Below are 19,953 nucleotides of genomic sequence, written 5' to 3'. Positions count from 1 at the left end.
AATTCTTGTATTCTTATCCTAACCACATTGGTTAAGATGTGGTTAGGTTATTTTCTTACGAAAAATATTTCTGATTTTTACTTGATGGCTTTTCCGGTATAGTCATCTTTAACACACCATTTTTCAGCATAGGTGTTAAATACTTTCTTCTAAAACTTGTCCTGCTATCAAAATCAAATTCATCCATTATTTCTTGGACCGACTTCGGGTCTTTACAAAAATCAATAATCAGCTTATTCACATCCTGACCATTTTGGTTAGGATGATGGTCAGGATGTTGACCATCATCTCTTAACAACCCCAAATACCTATCACAAGCCTTGCAAAGAACCATAATTCCAGCCTCATTAATCTCGTATTCCGGCAATGGTCCATCATACAACGCACAAGCTTCCCTAATCCTCTCAAATCCTCTTCCCCACGCTTCAATCATACCGCTTTTGAAAAAGATATTAGCCAATTTCGGATTATAAGGCTTTGATGAATGCTTCATAAACAACTTGTCTGTAGAATCCAGATTTGGAGGCATCTCACCATCATTCCAAATATATATCTTATCCTCGTAAACGCTAATCTGAATTGGATTGCAACTGCTGTAATCCTTATGAACAATGGCATTCAACAAAATCTCACGGAATGCGTCCTTGTGGAACATAAATTGCTCAATTCTCTGGACTCCCTCATAATCAATCAAGGCCTTCATATATTTTGTATAAACTAAATCAACGGTCTTATCTACCTGCTCTATCAAAGGCCCGTGCACCTCATCCTGATACACCAAATCGGAATCCGATTTTCCAAAATATCCGATTTTGATATAAGAACCTGTTACCCATTTCTCTGGATCTTTATAAAATGCAAGCATTGCTGCTCTTATCAAATATCCATCTTCATCAATTAGGTGCAGGTTATCCATCAAGATAGTATCTTCCACACTGACTTCTTCCTTCGTAAGCCTTCCTCTTTTCACTGCCTTATCTTTAAATAACTGTATTGCATCCTGCTTTAAGTCAGATACTGACAGTTTTGGCAGAGGCACACCATCCCATGTTCTTCCCTGCGTTTTTAACAAAGCTCTTTCCAATTCCTTTCCGGTAATCTCACGCATGGTACTTCCGGAACGATAATAATATTTTCCACGAAAACTTATTAAAGATGGGTATTTATCAACAATTATCTGCAGATACTCAAGTTCGCCTTTATATAACAAATTCACATCTGCAATGATTCCCATTGTATCTGTAATCTTATTAGGAATTCGCTCTAATAAATCTCTTGCATTATCAATACCTACAACATTACCATCGTCATCCGTACCTATGTATATTGTTCCACCGTAGGCATTGGCATATCCACAAATCCATTTCAAATATTCATCCTGCCATGACTCCTTCCACTCTATGGATTGATGTTCTTTTTCCTTCATATATTCACCAACTTTCTTTATTTTTAAAGCATTTTACCGGTTATCATCATCTTCAACATTTACTGGCACTTTGACTAATTCATTTCGTTCTTTAATCCAAATTAATATTTTTACGGCTATAACAACCGACACAATACTACATATACCAATAGCGACCTGTATTTTATGTGCCATAACAAATTTGCCAATCCAAATCACTCCATATGTTATTGCCCATATTGCCACAAATACAACAGTACGAATTATCCAATGAAAAAATGAGCCTACAGATCTTCCAGATATAGAACCGCTTTGATACAAAACACCCACCTTATCATATGCCACACGATATGCTATTTCTCCAATAACTAATAGAATAATCCATTCATAGTACCATTCAATCGGTAACCCTAATGGCTCCGTTATTAAATCAAATATAAACTTAAACATTTATCTCCCTTCTTTCTCCACTTCCGTAAAGAAGTATTCCAATGTATCCACAAACATATTTGCATCAAACAATTCTTTTATCTGACTTCTGCCCATCCACGCAACCTGCGCCACTTCATCTGTTGTAGCATTGCTCAAATCGACCTTTCCATCATACTCGAACAACCAAACATCTACAATTTTATTAACTACTTTACCAAACTCTATTTTCTTTATATCAGACAAAATAACATGTCCTTTTTCCGGTAATAAATCTACCCCTACTTCTTCTCTTACTTCTCTAAGCGCACCTTGCAAACTATCTTCCCCTTTTACCACTGAACCATCCACACATTCCCACACCAAGGGAAATGTTGGTCTGTTTGCCGAGCGCTGTGCAATCAGATACTCTCCCTTTGAATTGCGAATCCATACATGCACCACCAGATGGTATCCGTCTATCGGTAACTGCTCACCTCTAACATGATTCTTCCCAAGAAGTTCCCTATTTTCATCATACAAATCCCAAATTTCCGCATCAGGTACATATTCCACAATATCGCCAAAATCTGCATTTAGAGTCTTACATATCTTACTTAGGATTGTAAGGCTTACTTCTTCATCACGACGTAATTTTGTCATCGTGTTAGGAGCAATTTCTGCCTTTTTACGCAAATCAGATTTGCTCATTTTTTTATCCACTAATAATTTCCATAATTTGTTATATGACACAGCCATAGTATTCGCTCCTATCTATTCACATAAATCTTTTTCTGCTTCATATCTACCTTTGCAACAGCACCATACTGTAACGCACATCGTGGCATAGAATGTCCGAAATTCACATTATAAACAATCGGAAGTTTCTCATTGTCTATCACTCTAATAAGAATATCTTTATATTCCTGATAATAAGCTTCATCCTGTGGTTTTCCAACTAATACACCATTTACCACGTCGAATACTCCCTTTTCTTTCAGTAATAACACTTCTCTTTCAAACAATTCAGGAGTCGGTTTTTCTTCGCAGGTTTCTATAAATAGAATTTTCCCAATCCACTCTTCCTTATTTGGAAACAGATCATATCTTTCACAAACTTCCTTTTCATCTTCATATCTGCTATTAGTCAATACACCATAAAGGCTTTCCAAACATCCACCTAATAATCCTCCTTGGAAAATTTCACTTCCCTGGAGAAGTTCAAACCCACGTTCTTCCTTATGAGTTTTTCTTTCTGTTCCTATTGCGGCTCTTGAAAAATCTTCTCTTTCTTCATACCAAGTATCACTGGATATAATTTCATCAGATTCATTACCTTCCAAATAACTCTCAAATGCCCTTTTGGTATATGGTAACATCTCATCTGCAATTTCTCCCAAATCACAAATAAAGTTTGGCCCGTAATAAGTAGACAAGCCCAATTTATAAAACATCAAATGATTGATAGTAGTGTCTGAGAATCCTGTAAATAATTTTGGATGCTCCTCTACCGCCTTTATAAACTCTTCATCTTCCATCAGATAAGGCAAAAGTCTGTATGTATCATCACCACCAATTGCACAAATAATCCCTGCAATAGAATTATCCAGAAATGCATCTTTTAGGTCTTTCGCCCTTGCTTGCGGGTGAGTTTGCAAATATTCAATACCCTTCAAAGCATTAGGCATAAATACCGGCTCCAAACCATATTCTTTTAATCTCTTTACGCCAATCTCAATATTATGACTGCAAAATTCTTCACCAAGCATTCCACTTGACAAGCTTACAATCGCTACTTTGTCACCTTTTCTTAATTTTCTTGCATATTGCATACAGACATCCTCTCTCTTTGCTAAAACACTGTCCGCTTTTATACTTCTTCAATTTCATAAATACGTACAATTTTATCAATTATTGACTTCATATCTTCTACAAGAGACTGGCTACTATATATAATCTCCTCCCTTAATTCATACTTCCTTTTTATCCTTTTATCATTATTATATCTATCAAAGAAATCATAATAATACGCCATATATTCCTCTGGTAACATATTTAATTCTATTACTGGCTGAGCATGCTTGCATGGCTTTCCATTTATAATGACATGGAGTGCTGATGCATAAATGCGCTTCAATTCTAGATAGATAGGCTCGTATAATCCATTTTCATAATCAACACAAACTTCACTTGAATACATACCTTCATTTCTTAATAAGTTCTCAATATCCTTAGTAAGATTTAATTCTCTTATAATTTGTACCGATTCTACTAGTACTTCCTCTTCCCATTCGTTACCTTCGCGGTCAGTATGATAAGCAATACCATCAATAATATTCCCATATATTTTTTCATAAGCTTCTGTAAAAATATCTACAATAATTTGATTAGCTACTGCAACAGGTTTTATATTATTATACTCTTGTATAACTTCATACAAATAATTACACTTATTTTGTATTTCTTCATTTAATCCAAATTTATACGATTCACAAACTACTTGTTTTAAAATGTCCGCTTTTATATTTATCAATATTGACCAGTCAAAAGTTGTATATGTTTTAATTTCATCAAGTAATGGCTGATATATTTGATTTTTGCGTTCAACAGCCATTGATGATTGTTTTTTTCCTTTAATCACACCACCAAACCATCCGCCTATACCACCTATAGCAAGCAGTATTGTTCCTGACACAATATCTTTTAAAACTTCATTCCAATCCATTGTTTTTGCCTCCTGAATTCAAAGCACACACTTTCTTTGTCACTAGACAATTAGCAAATATCCCCTTTTACAATTCTACCAACACATCTTCATCAAAATAATAAATATTCTCTTTCTTATACCCATATTTTGAATCAGGAAATGCTATATGTGGCTCAAAAGTAAAATAATTCATCGCTACAAGTTTCGCCTTATTTCCTTTTTCAATATAAATTCTGTCACTCTTAACTTTCGCAATGGAATGTCCTAGATTACCCATAAAATCAAGATTCACAAATCCGTTTTCAACTATGAACTCATTCATATGATAATATAGTTCTTCAAAAGTGGTTCCTTTTGTAACAAAACGAAATAATTCTGCATGTAGCTTATCTTCCATTTGCAAACCACTTTTCCACTCTTGGTTCTGAATTAACTCTATATCATCTACAACCTCACCATTTTCTACAATAATAGTTCTAGCATAATCTCCCCAGATATTACCTACCTGTGGACTTAAATCAATTGTTATAATATCATTATTTTCTATAATTTTATCCGAAGTTACATATTGCTTTCCAGATACGGAAACCGTTGTTTCATCTCCTGCGAATACAAATGCACCAACATCCCAATACCAGAAAGAGTCTGCACCTAACTCCATCAGTTTTTCCTCACATAGTTTTCGAATATCAAATAACTTCATACCCGGCTTAATAATCTTTTTTATATATGCTATAGTCTGTTTTGCAGTCTGCTGTATCTGACTATAAGATTGCTTTTGTATTTGCAGATATTTTTCAATCAACTTTGGTTGTATCAATGGATAAGTCCAATTTTCTGGTAATTCATCCATAAGTACCACCTTCTCCATCTCGCAATGAAGTTCACCTGAAAATTCTCTTATTTCTGCAAAACATAATAATCCAAATGATTCCTCTCCGTTTTCATTTATACTGTTCTTACCTGTGACAGAATATACACATAGCTGTTCTATATCAAACTTAACGGCACCTGTTTCTTCTTGAAGTTCTCTTTTAGCAGTCTCCAAAATATCTTCCCCTTCTTCACGATGTCCACCCGGAACTTCATATGTATCGCGTTCTTTATGTTTACACATTACCCACTTCCCATTACTCTGTGAAATAATCACTGCAAACTTCAATAAATCGTCATCAACTGTATCATAAAAATTCACTTCTAACATATCACCTTTCTCCTTCCCACTCTGCCATGAATTCCTCAAGATAGGATTCCATGATAAATTGTCTATGCCAAGCTTTCTCCTTTGCAGCATCCGTATTCATCATATCCTTTAGCAATAGTAACTTTTCGTAAAAATGATTAATGCTTGTAGAATTTTGATTTTGCTGATACTCTTTTTTACTCATATTAATCAAAGGTTTTATCTCCGGATCATAAATCTTTCTACCTTTACTACCACCATAAGCAAATGCTCTTGCAATTCCAATTGCTCCGATTGCATCCAGCCTGTCCGCATCCTGCACGCATTTACCTTCTATCGTACTTGGCACAACTGAATCGTTTCCTGCAAATGATACTTCCTCTATAATCTTACACACAGTTTCAATAATTTCATTATCCACACCGTTGCCTTTCATAAAATCAACTGCCTTTCTCTTCGAAGCATAAGTTTCCGGTGAAAGCTTGGCATCATCTACATCGTGTAATAATGCTGCTAACTGCACAATCTGCATATCCGCATTTTCCTGCTTTGCAATTTCTACCGCCAACCGATAAACCCTAATGGTATGATGGTAGTCATGCCCACTGGAATCAGCAGCAAATATTTGTTTCACATATGTTATAGCATTTTCTATCATAATACCTGTCTCCAATATCATCACAACCCTTCTTTGATATAAAAATCTTGTAATACCAACCAAAAACATTCCATCTATATGTGAATAATATCCATAATAAATCATTTAATCTATACTGTTACAGAATTCCTCGATTTCTTCTCTCCTGCATTCCAAATCTTCCTTATATTCCACCGAACACAAACCAAGTCTATCACAACATTCAATTTCCATATGTCCATAAAAATGTTCTATGGTTGCAATAATCCTCTCACATTCCTTCATTCCCGGTCCAGTTCTTAATGCAATAACATATCCCTTCTTACCACTACTTATCTTGGCATGCGGTTCATGTGTGTTACACCACGGAGTGCATCTATCAATAAAAGATTTAAATTCTCCTGGTACATCTGCCCAATACGACGGAGAGACAGATATAACAATATCAGCCCATTCATATTGCTCAATTATCCTATCAACATCGTCATTCTGAACACATTTTGCTGTATTATGACAAGTTCTACATCCTTTGCAAAATTTTATATCATAATCATCAATACATATGTTTTTAACATCATGTTTCTTTTCCAGACAAACTGTAACTATATTAACAATTTCTGCTGTTGCTCCATTTCTTACAGGACTACAATTCATTACCAATACTTTCATTTTGGCCTCCGTTTTCATGTACCATATTTTATATGATATCACAGAATCACTACATCATCAATAGCAATCGCAACTTCTTGCGATTGTTTCCTGATTTTCAATATATAAATTCAGGTACGTAAAATGAATCGGGGATATGCAGAGGAATCATCTTACTCTGCCCCTATCCCTCCTCTTATCTTCCACCTTTCCTTTATCAACATCTCTACCAACACTTTCATCATAAATTTTTACATACTTAACCAATGTCATCTTTTTATTTACAACTATTTCCTCTCCAGTCCTGACAAAGTCGCATTTCTCGTATAAATGACAATTGCCTGTTTCCTGCTTAATCGTATCTAAACGCCATTCTATTGTATTCGGATAAATGCCAAATAATTGTTCTATCACCGTGCTCGCAATCCCTTTATTTTGAAATTTTGGAATTATGAAAATAGGAGATATCCAATTAACATTTTCATACACCTTTTTGCCTTGATGCCATCTGACTCTCACACCTCCAACTTTTTCTCCATGAAACACAATGAAGTAAAAATCTGAATTTTCCTCAATAATCTTCTCTGTTACTCTTTTCAGGCTTTCTTTTGCCGGACTTGTATCATCATCTTGATATTTTTCATATAATGGCATAAACACTTCTACCTGTAGTCTGTGCAGACACTCTGCTTCATCTTCTGTTACCAATTTCAATTCAATTGAATCATTCATTCCATGCACCTCTTTCACGCAAAAAAATCGCACCAAACATTCATTGTCCAGTGCGATAATTCCAATTTACGATGTAATATATATTAACACATCACTTACATTCTGGTTTTATGCACTAGACTAATAGACCTACCGGCTATAAGTCAATGCATTAACCCTGCAAAGCTTATAACACAGTATGTCTATAATACATGTACATATAACGTCTTGAATGTAAGTTCTGATTCATTTGTATGCTCTCCTTGTAATTTTGGTGATAAGTATACTATCCATATTCTCTTGTGTCAATAAAATTTTTATTTCAAACCATAAAAAAAACTTTCCATTACTCAATTCACAAATGGAGCCAAACTAGAGCCATTGGATACAAACAAACGCCGGAAGCCCGCATAAATACAGGCTTTCGGCATTTTAATCCGTTATTCAAACTCAATCGTTCCAGGTGGTTTACTCGTCAAATCATAGAATACTCTATTTACCCCACGAACCTCATTAATAATTCTGCTCATTACTGTCTGTAATACCTCGAATGGTATTTCTGCTGCTTCCGCTGTCATAAAGTCAACTGTACGGACTGCTCTTACTGCAACAGCATAATCATAAGTTCTTTCATCGCCCATTACACCAACTGAACGCATATTTGTAAGCGCTGCAAAATACTGGTTAGGCATCCAAGGTGCCTCTTTGCCATTTGCTTCCTTATAAGATTTTGCTGCTTTGTCAACCTCTTCGCGGTAAATTGCATCAGCATCCTGTACAATTCGTACCTTTTCTGCTGTTACATCTCCAATGATTCTGATTCCAAGCCCCGGACCTGGGAATGGCTGACGATATACTAAATAATCAGGTAAGCCAAGTTCAAGACCTGCCTTACGTACTTCATCCTTGAAAAGATTTCTAAGTGGTTCAATAATGTCTTTGAAATCAACATGTTCAGGAAGTCCTCCAACGTTGTGGTGAGATTTAATTACTGCTGATTCTCCACCAAGTCCTGATTCCACAATATCAGGATAAATAGTTCCTTGTGCAAGGAAATCAACCTTACCTATCTTCTTTGCTTCCTCTTCAAATACTCTTATGAATTCTTCGCCGATAATTTTACGTTTCTGTTCAGGTTCTGTAACACCTGCAAGCTTCTCATAGTAACGCTCAGCTGCATTTACTCTGACGAAATTAATCTCAAAAGCTCCACCTTTACCAAATACACTTTCAACTTCATCTCCCTCGTTTTTACGAAGAAGTCCATGGTCTACGAATACGCAGGTAAGCTGTGGTCCTACGGCTTTAGCAAGTAATGCTGCAAGAACTGATGAATCAACACCACCTGATAATGCAAGTAATACTTTACCGTCACCAACTTTTCCCCTTACTTCCTTGATTGCATTTTCAACGAATGAATCCATTCTCCAAAGCCCCTGGCAGCCACATACATTTCTAACGAAATTGTACAGCATTTTGCTGCCTTCCTGTGTGTGAAGGACTTCAGGGTGGAACTGAATTGCATAAAGATTTTTGTCCAGATTTTCTGCTGCTGCAACAGGACAATCTGCTGTATGTGCCGAAATCTTAAAGCCTGAAGCTACATTTGAGATGTAATCAAAATGACTCATCCAGCAAATAGTTTTCTCTTCTACATTTGCAAATAATGGCGAACTCTTATCTACCATTACCTCTGTTTTACCATATTCACGTACAGGTGCTTTTTCAACTTTACCACCAAGGACATGCTGCATAAGCTGAGCGCCATAACACAATCCAAGTACAGGAATACCTAATTCAAATAATTCTTTCTTATATGTTGGTGAGTCTGCTTCATAACAACTATTTGGCCCACCTGTTAAAATGATTCCCTTAGGATTCATTTCTTTGATTTTCTCAAGTTCTGTTCTGTAAGAATAAATCTCACAATATACATTACATTCACGAACACGTCTTGCAACTAATTGGTTGTACTGTCCACCGAAGTCCAGAACAATTATCATCTCTTTTTCCAAGCCCGTTTCCTCCTAAAATATTTTCAAATCAAATTCGTTTTGATATTCTAAAATGTATTTCTAACACTTTATTAAGTATAAGAAAAAAGACAGGCAATGTCAAGCAACATCACCTGTCATAAATATTAAATCTGAATATATCATTTTCTGTATGAAACAGAAACTATATTTTCCGCTGTATAATTTCATACTGTATAATCTTATGTTTTATAATCTTATACTTCCTCAGCCCTCATCTTTTCTTCCTGTTCTTTCTGGATATCAGGGAATGCTGAAAGCATTGGTTCAAGATTCACGTCATCTTTCTTAATCTTACGTTTTGTATAGTTTCTAGTAATTTTAACAACTGTTCCTGACAATGCCAATACACCGATTAAGTTAGGAATGGCCATAAGACCGTTAAGTGTATCTGCTATGCTCCATGCAAGACTTAGGTTAAGTGTTGCGCCCACTACGATGAAGCATACGAATATGACTTTATAGAATACCATTGATTTTGTTCCAAATAAATATTCAATCGCCTTTGTTCCATAGAAAGACCAGCCAAGAACTGTTGAAAATGCAAACAATAAAATCGCAATTGCTAACAATTTTGCAGCCACATCACCAAACTTCTGTGAAAATGCATATGTAACAAGAGATACACCATTAATTTGTTCAACTTTAACAGAATCTAAGACTACGTTGCCATTTGAATCTTTAACTGTTTTACCATTTGAATCCTTTGCTGCATTTCCCTTAATTGACATTATATTTGTATATATGTAATCATCTTCAGTTCTGTCCTCTTTCTTAGAAGCCTTTACATAATAAGAATTTCCATAGGCCTTCAGTTCAAGATATTCACCATCTGCCGGTGCCTCTGTATACAATTTAGCATTTCCATCGCTATCAACATCTATAACTAATGTGCTGTACTCTTTATCTATAAGTGGAACTTCTTTGTCTTCATCAATATGTTCAGCTATGCTGAATGTCTGACTGTCTGTTGTAATATTTGCAAATACTTTTGCCTGTGATTTTGCATCTGAACTGCTTGATAATAATACAAATGCTGTTAATGTGCAGACAATTATTGTATCAAAAAATACTTCGAAAATACCCCACATCCCCTGGATAACAGGCTCTTTAACGTCTGATGATGAATGAACCATTACTGAAGAACCAAGACCTGCTTCATTCGAGAATACGCCTCGCTTAAAGCCCATTGTAGCAGCTCTCTTTATTACATAACCGCCGATACCACCGCCTACTGCTGACACATTAAATGCATCTTTGAAAATACTTCCAAATACATATGGTATCTGTCTATAATTTATGAAGAAAATAACAAGTGCACCAATAATGTAGGCTAATGCCATAAATGGTACAAGTTTCTCTGTAACTCTGCCTATACGTTTAATTCCACCTATTACAACGAGTGCTGCAATTACTGCAAGAATAATACCCATAACAATAGTAGGTATTCCGAAATTACTATGCATCGCATCTGCAATTGAATTGACCTGAGTCATATTACCAATACCAAATGATGCAAGTACACAGAAAATTGCAAATAATATTGCAAGGAATTTGGCAATTTTCTTCATTCCTTTTTTACTTCCAAGACCATTCTCCAGATAGTACATTGCACCACCTGACCATTCGCCATACATATTCTTTCTTCTATAATAGATACCCAGAACATTTTCAGAAAAATTAGTCATCATTCCGAAAAATGCTGACACCCACATCCAGAATATAGCTCCCGGTCCACCAATTGTAAGTGCAGTTGCAACACCGGCTATATTACCTGTACCTATCGTGGCAGCTAATGCTGTAGAAAGTGCCTGGAACTGTGAAATTGCTTTCTTATCCTTTGTTTTTGTTACGTGTCTCTTCTTAAATATTGCGAAAAATGTTTCATCGCCAACGATTTTCGCTCTTACTATCTGGAAAAATCCCGTTCTGATACTCATCCAGATACCGGTCGAAATAATCAGAATAAGCATAGGTATACCCCATACCCATTCGTTAATTACACCATTTATTCTGGCTACCTGATTAACAAATGTATGCATTTTCTTTTTCTCTCCTTAATTTTCATAGATTATATGTGAAATATATAAAACCACTTCTGACTAAAAACACAATATCCTAATTATACATAAAATATCATTAATTATGCAAGTAGTTTCTGACATTTTTCTACATAAATCATCAGCTTGCAGATTACGGATTTTGTTTCAATCTACATATATAATGCTTCAGGTACATTTACTTATCTTCTAAATATTTCTTCAGATATTTACCGGTATATGATTTCTTATTCTTCACAACCTCTTCTGGTGTGCCCTTTGCGATAACCGTTCCACCATTATCTCCACCCTCAGGTCCTATGTCGATAATATAATCGGCTACTTTAATTACATCTAAATTATGTTCGATAACCACGACTGTATTTCCGTCATCAGATAATTTTCTTAGAATTTCCACTAATTTATGAACGTCTGCAAAATGAAGTCCTGTTGTAGGTTCATCAAGAATATAGATTGTCTTGCCTGTTCCTCGTCTGCTAAGTTCTGTAGCTAACTTAACTCGCTGTGCTTCACCACCCGATAATGTAGTTGATGGCTGGCCTAATTTAATATATGAAAGTCCTACATCATATAATGCCTGAATTTTACGATAAATTGATGGAACATTTTCGAAGAATTTAAGTGCCTCTTCAACAGTCATATCAAGCACATCAAAGATACTCTTGCCTTTATACTTAACTTCTAAAGTTTCTCTGTTATAACGCTTTCCTCCACACACTTCGCAAGGCACATATACATCCGGTAAGAAATGCATTTCTATCTTAATTATACCATCACCTGAACAAGCCTCACACCTTCCGCCTTTGACATTGAAACTGAATCTGCCTTTCTTATAGCCTTTCATTTTAGCATCTGATGTGCTTGCAAATAAATCCCTAATCTGGTCAAATACACCTGTATATGTCGCAGGATTAGAACGTGGTGTTCTTCCTATTGGAGACTGGTCAATGTTGATTATCTTGTCTAGCTGCTCTGTACCCTCAATTGTATCATGATTACCAGGTATAGTTCTTGCTCTGTTAAGTTTCTTAGCTAATGCTTTATAAAGGATCTCATTTACAAGCGAACTCTTTCCGGAACCCGATACACCGGTTACGCATGTCATAATACCAAGTGGAAAATCCACATTGATATTCTTCAGATTATTCTGTCTTGCACCTTTTACCGTAATCCAGCCGGCAGGTTCTCTTCTGGTGTCTGGAACCGGTATCTTTATACGTCCGCTAAGATACGCTCCTGTAATTGAATTCTCATTCTGCATAATCTCCTCTGCCGTACCCTCTGCCACGACCTGTCCACCATATTCGCCTGCCCCCGGACCTATGTCTATGATATGGTCTGCTGCTAACATTGTATCTTCATCATGTTCTACAACTATTAATGTATTTCCCAAATCTCTCAGATGTGTAAGTGTATTAATGAGTTTATCGTTATCCCTCTGATGTAATCCGATACTAGGCTCGTCTAAGATATAAGCAACCCCCACAAGTCCTGAACCAATCTGTGTAGCAAGTCTTATTCTCTGCGCCTCACCACCAGACAATGATGCTGTACCACGCGACAATGTCAGATAATCAAGACCTACGTCCATTAAGAATTTAATTCTTGCTTTGATTTCTTTAAGAATCTCACCTCCTATGAACTTCTGTCTGTCAGTTAATTCCATATCCTCTAAGAATTTATGCAAATCTCTTATAGACATCGATGTTATCTCATGGATATTTTTATCAGAAACAGTTACTGCAAGTGAAGATTTCTTAAGTCGCTGGCCTTTACATTCCTTACAAGGCGTAATCGTCATAAATTCCTCATATTCCTGTTTCAATGTCTCAGAACCTGTTTCTCTGTATCTTCTCTCTTCATTTTTAATAAGTCCCTCAAATGCCACATCATATATACCCTCGCCTCTTTGACCACGATAATATACTTTCACACATCTGCCATTTGTTCCGTTAATGATTACATCTTTTGCTGTTTCGCTTAACTCCTCAAATGGTGTATCTAACGAAAAGCTATATTCCTTAGCAAGCGCTTCTAAGATTGCATGTGTATAGCTGCCATCTTTGCCACTTGACTGCCAGCCCATTGCCACGATTGCTCCATCATTTATACTGATTGATTTATCAGGAATCATAAGGTCTACGTTAAATTCCATCTTATAGCCTAGTCCATAACATGATGGGCATGCACCAAAAGGATTATTAAACGAAAAACTTCTTGGTTGTATCTCATCAATGCTAATCTCACAATCAGGGCACGAGAAACTCTGACTGAAATTCATAGGCTTACTGCCAACCACATCTACAACCATAAGTCCGTCAGCTATATCAAGTACAGTTTCTATGGAATCTGTGAGACGTTTCTCTATTCCCTCTTTGACAACCAGTCGGTCTACAACTATTTCAATATTATGCTTCTTATTCTTCTCAAGCTTTATTTCTTCACCTAAATCATACATATTGCCATCAATCTGTACTCTTACATATCCAGCCTTCTTAGCACGTTCTAATACCTTAACATGTTCACCCTTACGTCCTCTTACTACTGGTGCTAATAACTGAATCTTCGTTCTCTCCGGCAATGTCATAATCTGGTCTACCATCTGGTCTACCGTCTGCTTTGATATCTCTCTTCCACATTTAGGGCAATGTGGTATACCTATTCTTGCATATAATAATCTGAAATAATCATATATTTCCGTAACAGTTCCCACCGTAGAACGTGGATTTCGGTTAGTTGATTTCTGGTCTATCGAAATAGCAGGTGACAACCCCTCTATGCTTTCTACATTAGGCTTCTCCATCTGACCTAAGAATTGTCTTGCATATGATGACAGTGATTCCATATATCTTCTCTGTCCCTCAGCATATATCGTATCGAATGCAAGTGTAGATTTACCAGAGCCACTAAGTCCCGTAACTACCACAAATTCATTTCTAGGAATATTCAAATCAATATGCTTAAGATTGTGTTCTGCTGCCCCTTTAATCTTTATAAATTGTCTCCCTGACTTATTTTTATCATTGACTTCTTTCACAATTTACCTCATTTCTACATATCTCTTAACTGCTCTTTTAGTTTAATCATCTGGTCACGCAGGTCTGCTGCTGCCTCAAATTTAAGTTCCGAAGCGGCTTTCTGCATTTCCTTCATAATCTTATTAATAAGCTTCTCTATTTCTTTCCTACTCATTGATTCAGGATCTTTTTCTAACTTATCAACCGTCTCAACAGCTTCTTTCGTGATGCTTATTCTTTCTCTTACCGCTTTCTTAATGGTTGTCGGCGTAATTCCATGCTCCTCATTATATTTTTGCTGTATACTTCGTCTTCTATTCGTCTCGTCTATGGCTACTCTCATAGAATCAGTTATCTTATCAGCATACATTATAACATGTCCCTCTGAGTTTCTCGCTGCTCGTCCTATCGTCTGGATGAGTGAAGTCTCTGACCTTAAGAAGCCTTCTTTATCAGCATCTAATATTGCTACTAATGTAATCTCAGGTATATCTAATCCCTCCCTTAAAAGGTTGATACCGACTAATACGTCAAATACATCAAGCCGCATATCTCTTATAATCTCAGTTCTCTCTAGTGTGTCTATATCAGAATGTAGATATTTTACCCTGATTCCGACTTCTTTCATATAGTCTGTCAAATCTTCTGCCATTCGCTTGGTAAGTGTCGTTACTAATACTTTATTCTTCTTCGCAACTTCTTTATTTACCTCACTAATTAAGTCATCTACCTGACCTGCTACTGGCTTAACTGTTACTTCCGGATCTAATAATCCGGTAGGTCTGATAATCTGTTCAGCCCTTAACAATTCGTGTTCCTCTTCATATACATTCGGTGTAGCCGACACGAATAACATCTGATCTATCTTACTTTCAAATTCTTCGAAATTAAGTGGTCTGTTATCTTTAGCCGATGGAAGTCTGAAGCCATAATCTACAAGTGTCGTCTTTCTGGACTGGTCACCCGCATACATTCCCCTTACCTGTGGAATCGTAATATGCGATTCATCTACAATCATAAGGAAGTCATCTGGAAAATAATCTAATAATGTATGCGGTGTTGCTCCCGGTTCTAATCCTGCTAAATGTCTTGAATAGTTCTCTATTCCCGAACAGAAGCCTGTCTCCCTCATCATCTCTATGTCAAAATTAGTTCTCTCTGCAATTCGTTGTGCCTCTAATAATTTATCCTCACTTTTGAAGTATTCTACACGCTCTGCCAATTCCTTCTCAATACTTTTAGCTGCAAGTTCAATCTTCTCTTTAGGCACTACATAATGTGAAGCCGGAAATATTGCGATATGCTCTAACCTGCTCTTAATCTCGCCTGTCAACGTGTCAATCTCTGTTATTCTGTCAATCTCATCTCCAAAAAACTCAACTCTTACTGCATTTTCAGATGATGTTACCGGAAATATCTCCACGACATCGCCACGTACTCTGAATGTTCCACGCTTGAAGTCCATATCATTTCTAGCATATTGTATATCTACTAATTTTTTTAACACTTCATCTCTGTCCTTAACCATTCCCGGTCTTAATGATAACACCATATTCTGATAGTCTATAGGACTTCCCAGACCATATATACAAGATACACTTGAGATTATTATTACATCTTTTCTCTCTGATAATGCAGCTGTTGCTGAATGTCTTAACTTATCTATCTCTTCATTAATTGATGAATCCTTCTCTATATAAGTGTCTGTTGATGGTACATATGCTTCCGGTTGATAATAGTCATAATAACTGACAAAGTACTCTACTGCATTTTCAGGAAAAAATTCCTTGAATTCCCCATATAGCTGTGCCGCCAAAGTCTTATTATGAGCTAGTACAAGTGTAGGCTTATTAAGCTGCTCGATTACATTTGCCATCGTAAATGTCTTACCTGAACCTGTTACACCCAGCAGTGTTTCAAACTGATTTCCCTCTTTAAAACCTTTAACAAGCTCTTTAATCGCCTGTGGCTGGTCCCCTGTAGGTTTATATTCTGATACAAGTTTAAACTTCTTATCCATATTTCTGACCTTTCAAACTTATTTATAAATTAACTTAATTTCACTATAATATGTTTTTCAAACATACATTCATTTCACTATAATACGTTTTTTGAACATACATTCATTTCACTATAATACATTTTTTCGAACATACATTCGTTTTACTATAATATAGCACATATTTTTATAAAATGCTACCACTCTTTAATAAAACTCCATAACATCCCATAACAAATAAGAGCTTTTATACTTAACAAAATAGGAAAGTGAAAAATTTCTTAATTCATTATGTATAAAAGCTCTTTTTAAATTAATCTAATCCTTTTACAACTTCGATTGCCTTTGTAAGCTGTGGGTCATCTGGATGTTTTAACGCCCACACATTTGTAACATCTTCAGGAAGTTTTACTTCGTAATCAGGTTCAATACCTATTCCATGAATGTTACTGTCATCTGGAAGATAGTATTTACCAATTGTAAGTTTAATTGCAGTTCCATCACTAAGTCCGAATGTTGACTGCATTATGCCCTTACCAAATGTCTTGGTTCCAACTAGTTTACCTCTGTCATAGCATTTAACTACACCTGCAAATACCTCTGATGCACTTGCACTATTCTCATTTACCAATACACAAAGTGGCATATCTGTTATAAGTCCGTCATTCTCTGTATAATATTTCTCCTGCTCTCCATCTTTAGTCTCGCTATAGAGAAGTAATTTATCTTTTGGCAGGAAGTAATTAAGAATTGCCTGTATACATTCTAACTGTCCACCCGGGTTATCTCTAAGGTCAACAATTATTCTTTCCATACCCTGTGATTTCAAATCATTAATAGCTTCTTCAACCTGTTCCGTAGACGTTCCCGTAAACTGGTCTATAATGATATATCCAATATTATCTTCAAGCATTTCATAAGATACCACATCTATAAGAACTTCTCTTAATTTCATATCAGCATCTATGGTTTCTTCGCCTCTTTTAAGCTGCATCTTGACTTCTTTGCCTTCTTCACCTTTAATATCAACTAATAACTCATCTAAGGTTTCATCCGTAAGAACATTGTCATTTACCGAATATATCGTATCCCCGGATTCTATTCCCGCATCTTTAGCAGGCGAATCATCATATACCTTAGTTACCGTAATTACTTTAGTTTCATTATTCTGTGTAACAGATATTCCGAGTCCCACATATTCACCCTCTGATGACTGTTTAAGTGATTCAACCTCGTCCTTTGTATAATATACGGAATATGGATCATTTAATGATTCTAACATTCCTTTATACATTCCCTCTGTCAGTATGTCATTATCAACATCTTCCATAAAATATTTATCAATATATTGTTTTATAATCGAAGATTTGCTGCTTCCTGTAAGTGCTGATGTACCGACATTATCTGAAATCTTTCCTGACTCAGTAAGTTCACTCTCAATAATATTAGATAATATTATCAATATAAATACAACGGCAATTCCCCAGATAACACCTGTAATAAGTCCTGCAAAATATGACTTCTTACTGTGTTTATTTCCGTTATTTACATTATTATAAGCATTATTTCCTGTGAAATTGTTTCCGTTATTATAACCATTATTCCCACCATATTGGTTTACCGAACTATAATTGCCATTTCCAGCGTAGTTATTTCCATTATTATATCTCTGGTTCTCCGAATAGTTATTTCCGTAATAACGATTTGAATTATTTATATCATCTTTATTTTCATTATCCATTTTATTCTCCATTCCGCATTTAAAATTGCTATAGTTTAACCAATATAATTATGTGGATTAACATATGCCGGTGGCCAGCTTCCGTCATAAGTTCCTATTCCGAAATGCAAATGTGGACCGCTTGTCTGTCCTGTCAGACCGACATAACCTATTACCTGTCCTGCTTCAACATAATCTCCACCTGAAACTATATAATATGCCATGTGCATATACACGCTTATAAGATTATCACCATGATTTATAACTACCCAGTTTCCTGCTGAACTGCTACGTGTTGCCCATGCAACTACACCGCTTGCCGTAGCTACAATAGGTGTTCCGACAGGTGCACCTATATCAATACCCTTATGGAATTCACTGCTAGAGGAATTACCAAATGGATCCCCACGCAGACCATAATCAGATGTTATTCTTCTCGAACTTGGACAAGGCCATACAAAAGAACCGCTACTACTGTTATTGTTGTTATTGTTACTGTTATTATTATTTGCATTATTCTGTCCGTTTAACTCTTCCTGTCTGCGTCTCTCTTCCTCTTCCCTTTTCTTTCTTTCCTGCTCTTCTTTGAGTTTTCGTTCAGCCTCCTGCATTGCAGCAATAAGCTGTTTCTGGTCTTCGATATCTGCTTTCATTGCTTCGGCTTCACTCTCAGCATCTGATATCTCCTGCTGGGTTGCTGCAAGCTGAACACGTTTTGCTTCAACTAACTTCTCCATTGAATCCTGCTCTGCACTTGCTTCTTCTAATAGAGTCTGGAGATTATCTTTTTCTGTCTGAAGAGAAGCCTTTGTCTCTTCTATCTGCTTCTTCGTCTCTCGCATCTTATCAAGCATATTTCTATCATATGTAGTTAATTCCGAAATATACTCTGCTTTATTCAGGAAATCTCCAAGACTTCCTGAACCTAACATCATCTCCATATACTGAGTCTGTCCATTTTCATACATGAATCTGATTCTTAACTTCATAGATTCATACTGTGACTGGATATCCTCCTCCTGTGCAGCAAGCTTGACATTTATTTCATCAATTTCTGTCTGCTTAGCTGTTGCCTTATCATTCAAATCTACAATCTTAGCCGTTATCTCTTCTAGCTTACTATCCATTGTCTTGATATATTCATTCATATCATTTTTCATAGTCTCAAGCTTGTCTAATGTATTCTGGATATCGTCTAAATTATTCTCCATATCCTGCTGTTTCTTCTTCTCTTCATCGATACTGGTTGCTTTAAGAGGCTGTGCAAGTCCGATAACCATTGCACTTGCAATGAGTACACACACTAAGCCTAACAATCTTTTTTTCAAATCAAATCATCCTTTCGAGACTTCCACACACTTTCTATCTGTTTACATTTATAAGTATATCTTCTGATAGGTACCATATTAATCTTCATTATCAGAT

The 19,953-nt window shown here is 36.1% G+C and carries 15 protein-coding genes and 1 pseudogene; all 16 read right to left on the bottom strand.

Annotated features, from left to right (window positions below; translation table 11 throughout):
* Positions 1 to 55 precede the first annotated feature (55 nt).
* Positions 56 to 1,426, bottom strand: a complete 1,371-nt coding sequence (locus OCV48_RS01370) for an ATP-binding protein (RefSeq protein WP_147590915.1) — start codon at positions 1,424 to 1,426, stop codon at positions 56 to 58.
* A 33-nt stretch (positions 1,427 to 1,459) separates the two neighbouring features.
* A complete protein-coding gene (locus OCV48_RS01365) occupies positions 1,460 to 1,855 on the bottom strand; it encodes a hypothetical protein (RefSeq protein WP_147590914.1) in 396 nt (131 codons plus the stop codon).
* A complete protein-coding gene (locus OCV48_RS01360; RefSeq protein ID WP_394803214.1) occupies positions 1,856 to 2,389 on the bottom strand; it encodes an NUDIX hydrolase in 534 nt (177 codons plus the stop codon).
* Positions 2,372 to 2,572, bottom strand: a pseudogene (locus OCV48_RS14005) (helix-turn-helix domain-containing protein); the annotation flags it as partial. The gene OCV48_RS01360 and the pseudogene OCV48_RS14005, both read right to left, overlap by 18 nt.
* An 11-nt stretch (positions 2,573 to 2,583) precedes the next feature.
* On the bottom strand, positions 2,584 to 3,645 hold the full coding sequence (locus OCV48_RS01355) for a S66 family peptidase (protein WP_147590912.1): 1,062 nt from the start codon (positions 3,643 to 3,645) through the stop codon (positions 2,584 to 2,586).
* 38 nt (positions 3,646 to 3,683) lie between these two features.
* Positions 3,684 to 4,538, bottom strand: coding sequence for a hypothetical protein (locus OCV48_RS01350; RefSeq protein ID WP_117841296.1), 855 nt, complete (start codon positions 4,536 to 4,538; stop codon positions 3,684 to 3,686).
* A gap of 67 nt (positions 4,539 to 4,605) precedes the next feature.
* Positions 4,606 to 5,724, bottom strand: a complete 1,119-nt coding sequence (locus OCV48_RS01345) for a M24 family metallopeptidase (protein WP_117841297.1) — start codon at positions 5,722 to 5,724, stop codon at positions 4,606 to 4,608.
* A 1-nt stretch (position 5,725) separates the two neighbouring features.
* Entirely contained in the window at positions 5,726 to 6,361 is a 636-nt protein-coding gene (locus tag OCV48_RS01340; RefSeq protein WP_199535127.1) for an HD domain-containing protein, read from the bottom strand.
* Positions 6,362 to 6,466: 105 nt separating this feature from the next.
* Entirely contained in the window at positions 6,467 to 7,009 is a 543-nt protein-coding gene (locus tag OCV48_RS01335) for a flavodoxin family protein (protein ID WP_262558566.1), read from the bottom strand.
* 147 nt (positions 7,010 to 7,156) lie between these two features.
* The gene (locus tag OCV48_RS01330; RefSeq protein WP_262558565.1) at positions 7,157 to 7,720 is read right to left on the bottom strand and encodes a GNAT family N-acetyltransferase; all 564 of its coding nucleotides are present in this window, start codon (positions 7,718 to 7,720) and stop codon (positions 7,157 to 7,159) included.
* A gap of 419 nt (positions 7,721 to 8,139) precedes the next feature.
* The gene (gene guaA / locus OCV48_RS01325; protein WP_394803213.1) at positions 8,140 to 9,702 is read right to left on the bottom strand and encodes a glutamine-hydrolyzing GMP synthase; all 1,563 of its coding nucleotides are present in this window, start codon (positions 9,700 to 9,702) and stop codon (positions 8,140 to 8,142) included.
* Between the two features lie 227 nt (positions 9,703 to 9,929).
* Positions 9,930 to 11,774, bottom strand: a complete 1,845-nt coding sequence (locus tag OCV48_RS01320) for an alanine/glycine:cation symporter family protein (protein WP_147590910.1) — start codon at positions 11,772 to 11,774, stop codon at positions 9,930 to 9,932.
* 196 nt (positions 11,775 to 11,970) lie between these two features.
* Entirely contained in the window at positions 11,971 to 14,829 is a 2,859-nt protein-coding gene (gene uvrA, locus OCV48_RS01315; protein WP_147590909.1) for an excinuclease ABC subunit UvrA, read from the bottom strand.
* A gap of 14 nt (positions 14,830 to 14,843) precedes the next feature.
* A complete protein-coding gene (uvrB, locus tag OCV48_RS01310; RefSeq protein WP_147590908.1) occupies positions 14,844 to 16,829 on the bottom strand; it encodes an excinuclease ABC subunit UvrB in 1,986 nt (661 codons plus the stop codon).
* 292 nt (positions 16,830 to 17,121) lie between these two features.
* Positions 17,122 to 18,549 (bottom strand): S41 family peptidase, encoded by a 1,428-nt coding sequence (locus OCV48_RS01305; protein ID WP_262558562.1) that lies wholly within the window; start codon positions 18,547 to 18,549, stop codon positions 17,122 to 17,124.
* Positions 18,550 to 18,584: 35 nt separating this feature from the next.
* Positions 18,585 to 19,856: a murein hydrolase activator EnvC family protein gene (locus OCV48_RS01300; protein WP_147590906.1), complete on the bottom strand. Its 1,272-nt coding sequence runs from the start codon at positions 19,854 to 19,856 to the stop codon at positions 18,585 to 18,587.
* Between the last annotated feature and the right edge of the window lie 97 nt (positions 19,857 to 19,953).

Source organism: Bovifimicola ammoniilytica (assembly GCF_025567085.1).
Lineage (GTDB): Bacteria > Bacillota > Clostridia > Lachnospirales > Lachnospiraceae > Bovifimicola > Bovifimicola ammoniilytica.
The sequence above is the reverse complement of the archived record's forward strand: the minus strand, read 5'-3'. Positions and strand labels throughout refer to the sequence as shown.

What these genes read in the sequence shown, in the direction of transcription:
- guaA (WP_394803213.1), bottom strand. Translation starts at nt 9,702, where the DNA reads ATGATAATTGTTCTGGACTTCGGTGGACAGTACAACCAATTAGTTGCA.
- OCV48_RS01350 (WP_117841296.1), bottom strand. Translation starts at nt 4,538, where the DNA reads ATGGATTGGAATGAAGTTTTAAAAGATATTGTGTCAGGAACAATACTG.
- OCV48_RS01335 (WP_262558566.1), bottom strand. Translation starts at nt 7,009, where the DNA reads ATGAAAGTATTGGTAATGAATTGTAGTCCTGTAAGAAATGGAGCAACA.
- OCV48_RS01340 (WP_199535127.1), bottom strand. Translation starts at nt 6,361, where the DNA reads ATGATAGAAAATGCTATAACATATGTGAAACAAATATTTGCTGCTGAT.
- OCV48_RS01330 (WP_262558565.1), bottom strand. Translation starts at nt 7,720, where the DNA reads ATGAATGATTCAATTGAATTGAAATTGGTAACAGAAGATGAAGCAGAG.
- OCV48_RS01320 (WP_147590910.1), bottom strand. Translation starts at nt 11,774, where the DNA reads ATGCATACATTTGTTAATCAGGTAGCCAGAATAAATGGTGTAATTAAC.
- OCV48_RS01355 (WP_147590912.1), bottom strand. Translation starts at nt 3,645, where the DNA reads ATGCAATATGCAAGAAAATTAAGAAAAGGTGACAAAGTAGCGATTGTA.
- OCV48_RS01370 (WP_147590915.1), bottom strand. Translation starts at nt 1,426, where the DNA reads ATGAAGGAAAAAGAACATCAATCCATAGAGTGGAAGGAGTCATGGCAG.
- OCV48_RS01345 (WP_117841297.1), bottom strand. Translation starts at nt 5,724, where the DNA reads ATGTTAGAAGTGAATTTTTATGATACAGTTGATGACGATTTATTGAAG.
- uvrB (WP_147590908.1), bottom strand. Translation starts at nt 16,829, where the DNA reads ATGGATAAGAAGTTTAAACTTGTATCAGAATATAAACCTACAGGGGAC.
- OCV48_RS01305 (WP_262558562.1), bottom strand. Translation starts at nt 18,549, where the DNA reads ATGGATAATGAAAATAAAGATGATATAAATAATTCAAATCGTTATTAC.
- OCV48_RS01365 (WP_147590914.1), bottom strand. Translation starts at nt 1,855, where the DNA reads ATGTTTAAGTTTATATTTGATTTAATAACGGAGCCATTAGGGTTACCG.